Origin of the sequence: Salinivibrio proteolyticus, assembly GCF_001996165.1 — a bacterium.
Lineage (GTDB): Bacteria > Pseudomonadota > Gammaproteobacteria > Enterobacterales > Vibrionaceae > Salinivibrio > Salinivibrio proteolyticus.
The window spans coordinates 107,873-121,352 of the sequence record NZ_MUFP01000018.1; the positions used below are offsets into that span (position 1 = coordinate 107,873).

Annotated in this window: 16 protein-coding genes; 11 read left to right on the forward strand and 5 right to left on the reverse strand. The window is 50.4% G+C overall.

Going from position 1 to position 13,480, the window contains the following annotated elements; all coding sequences use genetic code 11:
* The first annotated feature begins 91 nt into the window (after positions 1-91).
* The 9 genes from BZJ19_RS13525 to BZJ19_RS13565 all read left to right on the forward strand — a co-directional run bounded on the left by BZJ19_RS13525 (position 92) and on the right by BZJ19_RS13565 (position 4,978).
* Positions 92-679, forward strand: a complete 588-nt coding sequence (locus tag BZJ19_RS13525; protein WP_077676005.1) for a GNAT family N-acetyltransferase — start codon at positions 92-94, stop codon at positions 677-679.
* Positions 680-698: 19 nt separating this feature from the next.
* On the forward strand, positions 699-1,235 hold the full coding sequence (locus BZJ19_RS13530) for a GNAT family N-acetyltransferase (protein WP_077676006.1): 537 nt from the start codon (positions 699-701) through the stop codon (positions 1,233-1,235).
* Positions 1,235-1,783 (forward strand): hypothetical protein, encoded by a 549-nt coding sequence (locus tag BZJ19_RS17290; RefSeq protein ID WP_077676045.1) that lies wholly within the window; start codon positions 1,235-1,237, stop codon positions 1,781-1,783. The genes BZJ19_RS13530 and BZJ19_RS17290 overlap by 1 nt, the downstream gene beginning before the upstream one ends.
* Before the next feature lie 140 nt (positions 1,784-1,923).
* Positions 1,924-2,445 (forward strand): GNAT family N-acetyltransferase, encoded by a 522-nt coding sequence (locus BZJ19_RS13540; RefSeq protein WP_077676007.1) that lies wholly within the window; start codon positions 1,924-1,926, stop codon positions 2,443-2,445.
* On the forward strand, positions 2,438-2,995 hold the full coding sequence (locus BZJ19_RS13545) for a GNAT family N-acetyltransferase (protein WP_077676008.1): 558 nt from the start codon (positions 2,438-2,440) through the stop codon (positions 2,993-2,995). Before BZJ19_RS13540 ends, BZJ19_RS13545 begins: the two co-directional genes overlap by 8 nt.
* Before the next feature lie 16 nt (positions 2,996-3,011).
* Complete coding sequence (locus tag BZJ19_RS13550; protein ID WP_077676009.1) at positions 3,012-3,419, forward strand: GFA family protein; 408 nt, start codon at positions 3,012-3,014, stop codon at positions 3,417-3,419.
* A gap of 36 nt (positions 3,420-3,455) precedes the next feature.
* A complete protein-coding gene (locus BZJ19_RS13555; protein WP_077676010.1) occupies positions 3,456-4,064 on the forward strand; it encodes a GNAT family N-acetyltransferase in 609 nt (202 codons plus the stop codon).
* 76 nt (positions 4,065-4,140) lie between these two features.
* Positions 4,141-4,356, forward strand: coding sequence for a VF530 family protein (locus BZJ19_RS13560; RefSeq protein WP_046073336.1), 216 nt, complete (start codon positions 4,141-4,143; stop codon positions 4,354-4,356).
* Positions 4,357-4,504: 148 nt separating this feature from the next.
* Complete coding sequence (locus tag BZJ19_RS13565) at positions 4,505-4,978, forward strand: 2TM domain-containing protein (RefSeq protein ID WP_077676011.1); 474 nt, start codon at positions 4,505-4,507, stop codon at positions 4,976-4,978.
* A gap of 67 nt (positions 4,979-5,045) precedes the next feature.
* On the opposite strand, the gene BZJ19_RS13570 is transcribed toward BZJ19_RS13565, so the two are convergent.
* The 4 genes from BZJ19_RS13570 to BZJ19_RS13585 all read right to left on the reverse strand — a co-directional run bounded on the left by BZJ19_RS13570 (position 5,046) and on the right by BZJ19_RS13585 (position 10,063).
* On the reverse strand, positions 5,046-5,744 hold the full coding sequence (locus tag BZJ19_RS13570) for a gamma-glutamyl-gamma-aminobutyrate hydrolase family protein (protein ID WP_077676012.1): 699 nt from the start codon (positions 5,742-5,744) through the stop codon (positions 5,046-5,048).
* A complete protein-coding gene (locus tag BZJ19_RS13575) occupies positions 5,720-6,727 on the reverse strand; it encodes an amidoligase family protein (RefSeq protein ID WP_077676013.1) in 1,008 nt (335 codons plus the stop codon). The genes BZJ19_RS13570 and BZJ19_RS13575 overlap by 25 nt, the downstream gene beginning before the upstream one ends.
* Positions 6,728-6,855: 128 nt before the next feature.
* Positions 6,856-8,844, reverse strand: a complete 1,989-nt coding sequence (locus tag BZJ19_RS13580; RefSeq protein WP_077676014.1) for a hypothetical protein — start codon at positions 8,842-8,844, stop codon at positions 6,856-6,858.
* Positions 8,837-10,063 carry an ATP-grasp domain-containing protein gene (locus BZJ19_RS13585; protein ID WP_069587552.1) on the reverse strand — a complete coding sequence of 409 codons (1,227 nt, stop codon included), beginning with the start codon at positions 10,061-10,063 and terminating at the stop codon, positions 8,837-8,839. Before BZJ19_RS13585 ends, BZJ19_RS13580 begins: the two co-directional genes overlap by 8 nt.
* A 304-nt stretch (positions 10,064-10,367) precedes the next feature.
* Between BZJ19_RS13585 and BZJ19_RS13590 the strand changes: the two genes are divergently transcribed.
* Positions 10,368-11,609: an NAD(P)/FAD-dependent oxidoreductase gene (locus BZJ19_RS13590; protein ID WP_077676015.1), complete on the forward strand. Its 1,242-nt coding sequence runs from the start codon at positions 10,368-10,370 to the stop codon at positions 11,607-11,609.
* Positions 11,610-11,832: 223 nt separating this feature from the next.
* Positions 11,833-12,525 (forward strand): response regulator transcription factor, encoded by a 693-nt coding sequence (locus tag BZJ19_RS13595; protein ID WP_077676016.1) that lies wholly within the window; start codon positions 11,833-11,835, stop codon positions 12,523-12,525.
* Here the strand turns inward: BZJ19_RS13595 and BZJ19_RS13600 are convergent.
* On the reverse strand, positions 12,518-13,459 hold the full coding sequence (locus tag BZJ19_RS13600; protein WP_077676017.1) for a DMT family transporter: 942 nt from the start codon (positions 13,457-13,459) through the stop codon (positions 12,518-12,520). The genes BZJ19_RS13595 and BZJ19_RS13600 overlap by 8 nt on opposite strands.
* Between the last annotated feature and the right edge of the window lie 21 nt (positions 13,460-13,480).

Below are 13,480 nucleotides of genomic sequence, written 5' to 3' on the forward strand. Positions count from 1 at the left end.
ATTTATCTTGATGTAAAGATAAATACCAAAAATCTTCACGTCAAGATAAATGTGTGGATGTTTTTTTATTGAAGAAGACAGAGGGGAGCCAATGGAGATAGCGATCCGGCAAGGATGGCCGCTTGAGCAAGCACAAAACGTCGCTGAGTTATATGAGCAGGCGTTTGGGATGAAGTTCGCACGGGTAATCCCCAATCAGGCAGTGCGCGTGGCGGTGTTGTCTCAGTGTTTTGTCCCAGACTTTTCGTTTGCCGCTATGCAAAACGGCAAGGTGGTGGGGTTGGCAGGGTTTCAAACTCAAACCGGCGCACTGACACAGGGCATGGACGCGAAACAGTTGATCGATAGTTTGGGGCCCATCAAAGGCATTTGGGCCTGCGCGATATTGGCGCTGTTTGAGCGTAAAGCGGCACACAATGAATTGGTGATGGATGGCATTGCTGTTGATAGCGCGATACGTGGTCAGGGGATTGGCTCCCAATTATTGGATGCCATTATGGATTATGCCCAAGCACATGGCTTTGAAAGCGTTCGATTAGATGTCATTGATAGCAACCCCAGAGCCCGCAAGCTTTATCAAGCCAAAGGCTTTGTCGCCACTAAAGAAGAGCGCTTTCCGCACCTAAAATGGTTAGTCGGCTTTTCAGGCGCCACCACCATGGTTAAGGCGCTGAACTAAAACAACGAGAGAGACAAGGATGTTTATGATTGAAACACGTCGACTTGTGCTGCGTGACATGCAGCCGAGCGATGAAGAGGCGTTTGTTCACTTAACGCAACACCAGAAGTACCAGCGCTTTTATAGCGAAACGGACTGCCAGCCGGAGACATACCGAGACTTACACGCGCGCTTTATCGAACAAGCCAACACAAATCCACGCGTGGCTTATCAGTTAGCGGTTATCTGCAAGCAATCAGAAAAATGTATAGGCACCGTCGGTTTAAGGCTTGAGGACAACCATCAAGCTTCCATCGGATGCGGCCTAGCTGTAGAGGCGCAAGGCGCGGGGCTAATGAGAGAGGCGGCTGTCGCGCTGGCCGACTTTGGTTTTGAGTCTCTGGGTGTGCATCGGTTATACGCTGAGACCATTTACGATAATCTTGCTGCAACCAAGCTTTGTCGTTCACTTGGCATGCGACAAGAGGCCCATTTTCATCAGCATCGTTTCTTTAAAGAACGGTGGTGGGATACGGTGGTTTACGCCATATTACAACACGAATGGGAGCAAGGATGATGAAAAAAGCACTGCTTGGCGCACTGATGGTGACACTGCAAGCGTGTACCAGTGCGCCCGTTGATAATGAAACGACCGACGCTGCAGAATGTGTCGGTAGTACGGCGTTGCCAAGCGCATGGGCAGACAAGTTTGTCGCTGTGGACGATCCTGCGTTACTGGCGTCGTCGTTGGGTCAGCCATTGAAAGGGAAGCTTTGCCAAGGCAAGGTATATCAGGCGACTGAAGGGGTGACAGTATATCGCGCGTGGAATAGCACCAACCCGCATAGTCAGTTTGGTCACTGGTGGGCGTTATCACAACCGTCTGGCTTGGTGGCGGATTATCGCCAAGATTATGAGATTTGTTATCAATGGTCGCCGCTCGATAAATTGGTGCAGTGCACCTTGCAACCGGGCACCAAGATTGTGGTGGGTAACGGTCAAAGTGCGAAATGTTCCGAGTATTTAACCTATCCAACCTCAAGTGCCCAACAAGTTTATCTGCAAGAGGCGGAGCAAGCGGTTCAACATTGTCAAACGTTTGATGCGGTGATGCGTTGGCAATGATGCGCGGCAATCAACCATTCAATCACTTTTGGGTGGCGTGTGGGGTGCGCTAAGGCGGTAGATGAAAGGCGATCAATAAGGGTTTATTTCTCAATATCAATGAGATAGCCTTATTCTATGACAGGAATTGGAACAAGCACATGGAATTAGTCGGCCCCGCACTCAATCACCAAGCAGCCTTTACACGTTTTTATGATGATTTTGCTCAGTTTGACCCCGACAATGCCGATTATTATCGGCCGGGGAAAGACGATTTCCCCACTTACGTGACTCGGTTATCGGATGAGGCATTGGGTAAAAACCTTCGTAAAGGTTATGTGCCGTGTAGTCATTTTTGGCTGCTTGATGCTGAGCAACAAATCATTGGCGCGATTCGGATCCGCCATCACATTAATACGCCATTTCTATCTCAAGAAGCCGGACACATTGGTTACGATATTGCGCCGTCATACCGTGGACGCGGATGCGGCAAGCAAATGTTAGCCTTAGCGCTGCCCAAGGCAAGAGAGCTGGGGATCACTCGCGCTCTAATTACCGCGAATGAAGACAATATGGCATCGCGCAAAGTAATTGAAGCCAATGGCGGCACGTTGGAAAACATCATCAATGGTGAAGTGTTCAATGAATCATTGGCGCGGTACTGGGTGGACATTAATGGATGATTCCCCGCGCGTAGACCAACTCGACAGCGATCGTCTGTTGCTGGTGGCACCCAATATGACCCATCAGCCTTTCATCTTAGAAGCCGTGTTGGAAAGTCAGCACACCCTTGCGCCTTTTATGGATTGGCTTCCGCACGCGTTGACCGAATCGAGCTCGATTGAAAACACCCAACAAGCGATTGATGACTTCGACATGTTTATCAATGAACTACGCTACTCGATTTTTGAAAAATCGACGGGGCAATTGGTGGGTGTGATCAGCTTAATCATCCGCAACATCGCGATTCCTTATTTTGAAATAGGCTATTGGCTGCGGAGCTCCAAAGAAGGCCTTGGCTATATGAGTGAAGCGGTGCGAACGCTAGAGCAGTACGCGTTTAATGACCTTAATGCCAAGCGTGTCGAAATCAAAACTGCCTACGAAAATACCCGCAGCCGAGCGGTAGCCAAGCGCTGTGGGTATCATCAAGAAGCGATACTTATCAATGACCGTATCCTGCCGAGCGGTGCGATTTCTAGCACTGTGGTATACGCCAAAGTGGCGGAATGAAAAATAGTGAGGACTTATGACATATCCAATCACGGGTGAATGCCAATGTGGCGGCGTACGCTATCAGTTATTGTCTGCGCCGTTAATGGTCGTGGCGTGCCACTGTAAAGCCTGTCAAAAACTCTCCACAAGTGCATTTAGTATTACTGCGGTAGTGCGTGCAGACTCGGTAAAATTTGAGGGTGAAATGGCAGAGTGGCGTCGACTCTCAGATAGCGGCAACGTCAACGGTGCAAAGTTTTGTCCAACGTGCGGCAACCGTATTTATCATTTTAACCCCGATGAACCCGACAAGATAAAACTCAAGCCTTCAACCTTATCGGATACTCGATTGATTCAACCGACCGCTCATGTCTGGGTTAGCGAGAAACAAGAGTGGTTTCAAATCCCAGAGGGTGTCGCCGTTTACGACAAGCAGCCATAACCTTTCATTATGACTTCCAACCATAAGGACTAAATCATGAGCATGGAACGCTTTTTTATCCAAGATGACATCATGTTGCATGGTGACACGGTTTCCTTGATCCCTTTATCTGCCTCGCACGCGGATGCATTAGTCGAAGCCGCTACCGATGGCAAGCTTTGGGAGCTCTGGTATACCTCGGTCCCGAACGCGGAATCGGTGGAAGGCTACATCGCTAGCGCCTTGGACGAAAAAGCGAAAGATAAAGCATTGCCGTTCGCCGTGATTGAGAAAGAATCGGGGCGAGTGATTGGGTCAACACGATTGGCCAATGCGGATGCCGCCAATAAGCGCGTGGAACTTGGTTACACTTGGTACGCCAGCAGTTATCACCGCTCGTCGGTAAACACCGAGTGTAAGCGGTTATTACTCGCTTATGCATTTGAAAGCTTGGGGGTGATTGCCGTTGAGTTTCGCACCCACTGGTTGAATCAGGCATCGCGTGCGGCCATTGCCCGTTTAGGGGCCAAACAAGATGGTGTGTTGCGTAACCACAAGATCGTGAATGGCGTATACCGTGATACCGTTGTGTTCTCGATTATCGAAAGCGAATGGCCGGCGATTAAGCTAAACCTTGATTATAAGCTGGCGAGCTACCGTGGTTAAATTCGCGTTTTGCAATATCGTCACGTAAAGTAGCGCTTTTATTGACGAGCGCGTGCTCGAGTTGCTGAGAACCCTTATGGATACACAACCCAATAACCCGCTGCACGGGTTAACCCTACAAACCATTTTGACCCGTTTGGTTGAACACTATGGTTGGTCAGGCCTCTACCAGCATATCAATGTGAACTGTTTTTCTAACGATCCTTCGATGAAATCATCGTTGAAATTTTTGCGTAAAACGCAGTGGGCGCGCGATAAGGTCGAAGCCTTGTATATTGATACCTTTTGCTAAGGGTAAAATATGCAGATTGGCTATCGGGTGGTTTTTGTTTGTAAGCTGTTGATTTTAAATAACTGTCGTTAAGGTGTCGGGGTGCTGTCGTGGTAATGTCGCCCCCATTTTGCATAGTGTCGATAGGGAAGAGCACAAAGGAGCAAGGATGAACGTGAAAGCACTCAGAGTTCAAAAAGGGTGGTCGCAAGACCAATTAGCACAATTTAGTGGGTTAAGTGTTCGAACGATTCAACGTATCGAGCGCGGCCACAAACCCGGATTGGAGTCGCTGAAATCGTTGGCTGCTGTGTTTGATATCGATATTACTGATTTGCAAAAGGAGGCAGACATGCAGGCAGATACTTCAATCAGTCCTGAAGAAAGAGCGATTGCCAATCGCGTCCGTGCCCTCGGCGGGTTTTATTCTCATTTGACGCACTATGTGGTCGTAATGGCGATTTTGTTTATTATCAACTGGCAAACTAGCCCCGGCTATTATTGGGCATGGTGGGTGGCAATGGGATGGGGGGTTACAGTGGTCAGCCACGGTGTTAATGCTCTGGGCATTGTCGATCTTTTTGGTGATAAGTGGGAAAAACGTCAGATAGAGAAGCGACTAAATGCGCGGTCAAAGCGTTAGTCGCTACCTGATAACGCCGAGCGAATGTGCCTCGGCGTTTTTGTTTTTCACCAACTAACAAACATCTTTACTGAGATGCCGCTTGTCGCTGCTGGAAGCACGTTGCGTGCTCGACTAAGCCCTTAAACAGTGCACGCTGACAGCGAAGATAAAGCAAGAACTCTGGATGCCACTGTACCCCCAGTGTATAAGGGCGGTTAGGCGACTCAATGGCCTGTACAATGCCATCTAAATCACGTGCGCTTACCGTTAAATCCTCGCCTAACGCGTTAATCGCTTGGTTGTGTAGACTATTTATTTTGCGTCTGCCTTGCCCCAACCGTTGCTGTATATGGCCGTTGACATCACGCAATATACACAAGGTTTTCATCGGGAACACTGTCCAGCGATGAGAGGTTTTTTTACGTTGCTCGCGCAAGCTTTGGTGCAAGGTGCCGCCTAAGCAAATGTTGAGAAGTTGCGCACCACGGCAAATCCCCAGCAAGGGCTTTTGGCTTGCCAGCGCGCTTTTGATAACCGCGCTTTCCAAGGCATCGCGTTCAGAGTCGTAGTTGGGTTTGACCTCGGGCTCCGCAGCATACAAAACAGGCTCGACATCGTGCCCGCCAGTAATCACTACGCCATGATAGGCGTCTGGATCTAAGGCGGTGCCGGGGTGCAACTGTAACGGTTTGCCACCATAAAGTTTGACTGCCGCGGCGACAAAAAAACGTGGCAGCCTTGCGCCTTTGCTCGGGCCGGTTATTGCGATGACCGGTTTATCCATAAATTGTGCACCTTTTCCGCCCAGTTATTAACGATACGCGCTAATGGATCGTTGAGATAGCCCAAATAGGCTTTGCAACATGCGTCCAGTCGCGCAGGATCGGCGGCGAGTTTTTCTACCTCCACCCAGTCGTTCCATGCTTCGTGAATGCCCCAGTTTTGTTGGCTGACTTTGCTGTCTGGCAACCGATAATGAAAAGTGGGTCGCGCCTTAGTCAGCCCGTCGTTGACGGCCGAATTGACGCGCTCAGGATCGAGGTGCGCGAACAAGGGCAACATATCAAGCGCACGGTTTCGCGTGGGATTATCGGCAAGATAGTCATCAATCAGAGTATTCAGATCCGGCCAATAATCAGCCGCTAGCACGCGTTCAATATATGCTTTCGGGAAAGGGTCGACATAGTTGGTTAGGCGCCGCGACAGATCAATGTCGGCCCGTTTTAAAAGCCAGTCATACAAACATAAAAATGCTTTCAAGTGCGCGCAAATCGTTTTGGCGCTTAGATCTGGCAGCTCTGGATTGAGCTGCATGCCAAATGCATAAACTGGACTGTCTTCAGTTCCTTCGGCACCTTGTTGACGCAGTGAAGCAATTAAATCCTCGACGCTATCGAGGCGGTCTAGCGGGAGAGGTGGCGTGACAATTTCTACCGGCACGACCAGCTTGGCAGCCCACGCTAAGACGTCTTCAGCGGACTGGTCGAGTTTATTGGCCAGTGTTTTCTCGCTTCTATCACTCTGGCCAAGGCGTTTTAATTTGGCATAATCTAACTCAACAACCCAATCGCCCGCGTCATCCCCAGTTAGATGGCGATCGTAACGGCCTCCTTTTTCAACCGTAAGCGACCACTTATCTGCGACGATACGTGCGATTTCGTCGAGCTCCATACCGCTTAGTTCAAGCTCTACACCGACTCGACGCGCCTCTCCTTGCGCATTGTGCTCCCGAGGTGGTTGGGTGAGTCGTGATGTGTGCGTTTTCATTCAATATCCTCACCTTTATTTCTAAGCCTAGTAAACGTGATGAGGGCGGTATCGACAGAATTAAAGGTGTTGCTGTCTAATTATTGACCGTTTGTGGCTTAGGTAGAAAAAGCCATTGAATGTGCTTTTCAATAGGGTGGTGCCGCAGCAGCGGGTGAGGCAGAGGCGACATGCCTGTCTTTTGCCCAGCTATCGAGTGCGAGTTGCTTGATGCGACCGATCGCATCGTCAGGCAGTTCGGCCGAGGTGCCTACTGCAATAGAGTCGTCATGGTATAGGTATAAACGCGACAAAAACTGTTCAAAGGGCAGGGAAGCTTCGCCGTATTGCTCTCCTTTTCCTTGGGTTGATACCACCACATCATGCCCCCAATCCTGCCCGCTATCGTTGTTGGGATTATAAAAATACACGCGCATGATGCTGTCTTGATCGAGAGCGATGCGTATCAAGGTAATGGCGTGCCAGCCCACAAATACCCCTTGGCTATTGGTCACGGCAATGCCTACGGGTTGGGGATGAATGACTGGTATATTGCCGTTATAGTAGGGGTGGTAGCGACTATAGAAACGCTCGATAAACTGATCAAACGCCTTCAACATACCTGTCTGCACGTCAACAGCAATCATGAATTCACGCCCCACATACCAACCGTGAAACTCTGGGTTAATCCATTTGTGAGGGTCTTCTTGTCTGCCTACACACAGACGACCCATCTCAATATATAACTTATCTAGATGAGGAACGAGTGCAACGGACACCGGATCGGTATCAATCGGGAGGGACTGACTCAGCCCTTGCAACAAGGTAGTTGAGTCCAGCGTTTGCCCCTCAAAATGCATTCGCAAGTTATTATTGCAGGCCACTTGTACAATAGAGTTCAGCAAATAATCCGGGTCGTTATACGCCCACATGGATATCGCCCGCGCTGATTGGCAGGTTGGATTGTTACCTTGTGCCACACCAAGCGGCTGACCAAGCACGGACATGACTCCAGCCAATAAGTGGACGCGGGCTGGAAGGTGCTCCCCAAACGCAAGTGACAGCGCATTTGTGACGTCTGGGTGCAGGGTCWGATTAATTTGTCGCCACAGGCTGGGCGCGACGGGTGTATCGAACAAAACACCTCGCTCTAACATCATCGCGAGACCGTAAATCGCTTGAGCGGTTTGCGGATGGACAGCTTCTTGAATCAAGGTATGAACGAGTTGGCGGTATGTGACCAAACAATCTAGCCCAGTGTTACTCAGACCCAAGGCGGTAGGCAGGACATCGGGCTGGTCATTCTCGAGTAGCCAGCATAAAAACGTCGCATGGTAATCAGAGACTAACCCGACATCGTGCATGGCACGCGCGAAACCCATCGCTTCTTGTTGTAGTGAGTTCGTATCCATGGCGGATAAGCGTTCACAATAAGCGGGTAAGCCGGGGTCGTCGTAGCACCCTTGTGTTGGGCCATACAAGGCGCTGACTAAGCGATCAATCCCCAGCTTTGCGTCACCGAGTTGGATTTGCTCTTGAGACACAAGAATAGAAATGTGGTTAATCATTGTCTTGATGGGATTGACTTGGATCGGACGCTGGGTGAGTACTCGCCAGACTTCGTCGACGAGCTCACTTAAAATCGTTTCATACCCCAAGTGTGCGAGTAGATATCGATAAAGTTCACTGATCGCAGGGGCGAGAGAACCCAGCCGTGTCCGGCTAGACTCATCGGAAAAGCCCATCACCCAAGATAAGTTGAGACTCAGGACTTTGGCGAGAAACTGTCGGGCGTCAGCGGCTGAAACGCGAGTCGTGCTCAACTGGCCGTCAACAATCGCGAGCATCCGTAGCTGGCTTAAACAATCAAGCACCACGGTGTTTTTCTCGGCGTACGCCAACGTATCTGGGACTAAGTTCGCTAACAAATACTCAGGTTCAGCCCAATCTGTTCCCTGAAATATGCCTGCCTCTTGCAAGGCAGGCATACGCATACATAGCGCTTCAATGCCATTTTCTTGTCCTAGCACCCGCCCACAGATATCTAAAACATGAAACTGGTGGCGGGCTTTAGCGATAGCGCTGACTTGACCAAGTTGTTCGATAGCGTGGTCAAGCTTACTCAATAAGCTAGACATAAAAGTCGAGATCTTCCTGTGCTTTTAATAGATCGCGCATAACGTGCGGATCGTCTCCGTAAAAGTGTAGTAGACCCCAGTGTGTGCCGAAAGCACTGCGCTTCGGTACTTTGTTTTCCATTGGTGACTGAAGTTCATGAAATTCAAAGTACTCGTGGTTTTCTGTTTCTTCAGGAATGGCAAGTTGGCTGACAACACGACGTCGAGGGTAGACCCCAAATGTACCGGCGACACCTTTGGCATCTTTGATAGGCGTTGGGAAAAAGGCTTCTAGCTCTTCGTCAGTCGTGTGTGGGTCAAAGGCCACCACCATGGCTTGATAGCAATTGAAGCCGTAAACACGCTCAATGATTTCAAAGCCTTGGAAACCGGGAGGACGATAGGCGACTTCGCCAAAGTACATGCGGCCGTCCTTGGTGACGAAATACTCTGGATGAATAAAGCCAAAGTCGATATCAAAGGCATCAATCAGTTTTTCAATTTCTTGGGTCACTTTCTCACGGTATTTTTCAAGCTCTGGTGAGGCTGGCACGAACACAGAGTAGCCGAGCGTGACGTATTCAGAGATATTTAAAAACTGGATTTTTCGGTTTTTAATAAAGGCCTCGACGGCGAACTCCCAACCATCCAAGTGGCTCTCCATCAACAAGGGAAACTCTTCATCCGAGACACGGTCGAGGTCGTCCGGTTCGCGAATCATCCAGTGACCTTCACAGCCCGCTTTATCAAACGCTTTGAGGTGGATAGGATCGTTTGGGTCACCATCCAGTTTCAGTAAGGCTTGGTTCACTCGACGCAGAAAACGGACCACATCGGACTTATCTTGTGCTTCTTCGAAGATACCGACACGAATACCGCCGATTTGTGCGCGACGTTTCATCAGCGATTTATCGCGGAAGAGAAGGGCTTGGCCCATTAATTTAGGATTTTTTAGCAGAACGGCGTTAATGGCGCCTGCCCATTCCACGGTTTCTTCAAACAGTGGAATCGCGACATCGACGCCCATTTCTTGCAAGGTGGTGGCAATTTCAAAAGAGCGGTCGTTGAGTCGCTCAAAATTCCACGGCAAAAAAGGAATATCGTGTTCTTTTGCGTAGTCTTCAGCCCATGTGGGCGCCACGACGACGTACTGACGATCGAAACGGCTGATCGCGTCAATGGCATTTAAGCTCCACCCCAAAATGGCAACGAAGCCTTTATTAGGATCATAGTCAGCCATATTTCATCCTTTTACTTTTTGAGCATGAGTGACCACTGTCACATATTGCTGCGTGGTCTTTAAGTCAAGCTGAGGATAGAAAGCAGGAAAGTGTGCAGTTGGACGACTGAAATCGACTGCATGCGCAACGTTTTCACCCGTCGGCTGGCCAAATGCGATCTCAATCGTTCATGGACTGAGAGCGCGCCGGAAAACTCGTCATTTTATTATTGATGTCGTTATTGGTTATGTGTAAAAGCATGGAATTACGCGGATAAATTTCGCCGCGGAGATAAATGACTTGGCGTGTTCAGGGAGTGAAAAAATGGCCAAAAATGTGGTGGTACTGGGAGCGGGTATGGTCGGTGTGTCTGTTGCTTGGCATTTGTTAAAGCGAGGCTACGATGTAACGGTCGTCGATAGAATGGCGCCTGGGCAAGAAACGTCGTTTGGCAACGCAGGTATTATTCAGCGTGAAGCTGTTCGGCCCTACGCCTTTCCGCGCGACCTTGCCACCTTGCTGCGTGTGTTACCTAATCGTGCTGTCGATATTCGTTATCGGCCCACCAGTGTTCTGCGTGCCGCCCATCCATTGCTGCAATATTGGCATCATTCGAGTGAAAACCAATACAAAAAATTGGTCCCCGAGTATGCGGCATTAATCATGCAGTGCCTCGATACGCATGATGAAATGATCGCATCCGCGGGCGCGGCATCGCTGATCCGCAAGCAAGGTTACCTCAAGTTATTCCGCAGCCAAAAAGCGCTGGATGAAGAGTGCTCGCGTGCCGCGTCTGACTATGCCAGTTACGGCGTGGACTATGAGGTGCTCAATCAAGCGCAGCTCGCTACGTTGGAGCCGCATTTAACCGCGCAGCTAGCGGGCGCAATTCATTGGAAACAACCTTGGACTGTCACCGATCCCGGAGCCTTGGTACAAGCCTACGCCGACGATGTTATAGCCAAAGGCGGCGAGATAAAGCGTGCCAATTTGCAAGCATTAAAGCAGGAAAACGGACATTGGGTCATTGAAACGGATCACGCGCGCCTTCGCGCGGATCAGGTTGTGATGGCGATGGGCCCGTGGTCATCTTACTGGTTGCGCCAACAAGGCATAGAGGTACCTTTGTTCACCAAACGTGGCTATCACATGCACTACCAAGGTGATGCTAACACCCCACTCAATCATTGGATTATGGACGCTGAAGTGGGCTATTTGCTCGCACCGATGCGCGCGGGCGTGCGATTAACCACAGGGGCAGAATTGACAGCATTGGATGCTCCCTTGAACGAGCGGCAATTATCGGCAGCGGAAAAGGTAGCACGCGAGCTCTATCCACTGGGTGAACGCGTGGATGCTGCGCCCTGGAAAGGTGGGCGCCCGTGTATGCCGGATATGAAACCTGTCATCGGACCCACGCCGAATAAACCCGGATTATGGCTCGCGTTTGGTCACGGGCACCAAGGCTTTACGCTGGGACCCGTCACTGGAAAACTTATTGGACAAATGATGGATGGCGAGAGCACATCGGTCGATATGCAGCCTTATCGTGTCGACCGGTTTTAAGCCTGAGTCCGGATGTTTCTGCTGTGCATACGGGGCTGGTTTAGGTGAAATTCGCAGCATTTAAACAGAATGAGTGAACCCAAACGCCCAATAGCGTCGTACTCTCAGTTGCTTTAAATACCGAAGCTATAAGACAATATCGCTTTGCCCTTGCAAGGTCGCCTATCGATGACATGGCGGCCCTGCATTTTCGCCGCTATCAAACTCAGCTAGGACAGTATCCATGTACGAGGAGTATTTCTCGATCGCCAAACCCGCCATCGTCGTGCGTGGTCCGGAAAATATGTCATTTATCGGCATTCTCGAAGCGAAACTACGCGAGTATGGCTGTGATGTCACTGTGATTGGGCCTGATGATGTCATGCCGGATTGGGATACGGTTCAGCTTATCAGCTGGGTGCCGGAAGGTGGCGCTCAAACCAAAACATTGCGGTGGCTAAGTGAGCAATGCCCATTTATTGCGTTAATGGCGAGCCAAGCGGCGGCCGACCGTGTCGCGGCGCTGAATGCTGGCGCTGATGATGTATTATCGACGCCCGTTGATTTGGAAGAGTGTCTGGCGCGCTCAGCGATCGCCATGCACCGTCGCCATGCAACGTCTGCGATGCGAGATACGTCTGGGCAGCTACAAATCGATAATCTCTGGATGCAAAAGGATACGCACCGCGTGCGTGTTAACGAACAGCCGGTGAAATTGACCCCGCTTCAATTTGAGTTGCTGTGGCTCCTTGCGCAGCACAAAGACACGACCCTCAGTAAACCGCTGCTGTATCGCCAAGTATTGAAGAAAACCTTCGCGCCAGATGATCGTAGTCTGGATATGCACCTGAGCCGGATCAGAAAAAAACTGGCCGATGCGGGCTTCCCTGCCGAAAGGCTCCAAACTGCGCACGGGAAAGGCTACTGCTTTATTTAGCCTCGCTTGTCGTTCGAGCAACGCGCCAGTGGCGTGGGTGAGGAAGGCGTGGCAGCAACAGCCCTGCGATTACAATGACAATGCCCACCACCTGAAGTTGGCTCACGGCTTGTCCCATCAAAAACGCGGTGAGTACCGCGAACACAGGCACAAAGTTAAAAAAGAGTGCCGCATTGGCTGAACCGAGATGGCGCACGCCGTTGAGCCAGAGTAAGTAACCGGCGACGGTACCCAGCACACCGATATACAGGAGTTCGGAGACGGTCAGCGGACTTGCAGTCAAGACTTCGCCAAATGGATGAACCTTTGGTGTAAGCGCACACATGATGCCAATCACAGTCGCACCACTTAGCATGCCTAAAAACGTGTAGGGGATCACCGGCATCCAGCGGCCAATGCCTTGGCTGAAGAAGGTGTACGCACTCCATGCAAACATGCCAGTGAAAATCATCTGATCGCCTTGGTTAAAGTTTAATTGGCTGAGCATCTGCCACTGCCCATTGGTGATCACCACGAGCACGCCCGATAAACTCACCACCAAGCTGAAAACTTGTCCCTTACGCGGCAATGCGCGAATCGCAATACAGGCGATAAGTGAAGTTACCAACGGGCTGAGCGCCATGATTAATGACCCATTGGTCGCTTGGGTATACTCGAGTCCAGTGAACAAACAGAGGTTAAGGCCGCCAATCCCCACAGCGCTGACGGTGGTTGCCCACAGCCACTGCTTGGCGCTGAGTGTGGGAACGCGGGTACGGGTGAGTTTGAGGTAAAAGCCTAGACAAATCGCGGCGACGGCAAAGCGCCAAAAGACCAAGGTGAGCGCATTCACTTCATTCAGCGCATCTTTACCAATAGGAAACGTGCTGCCCCAAAAAAAGGCACATAAAATGAGAAGGGCAACGGCTTTCCACAGTGAAGCAGTAGTTGTCATAGCAAGACCTGACTTGTTGAG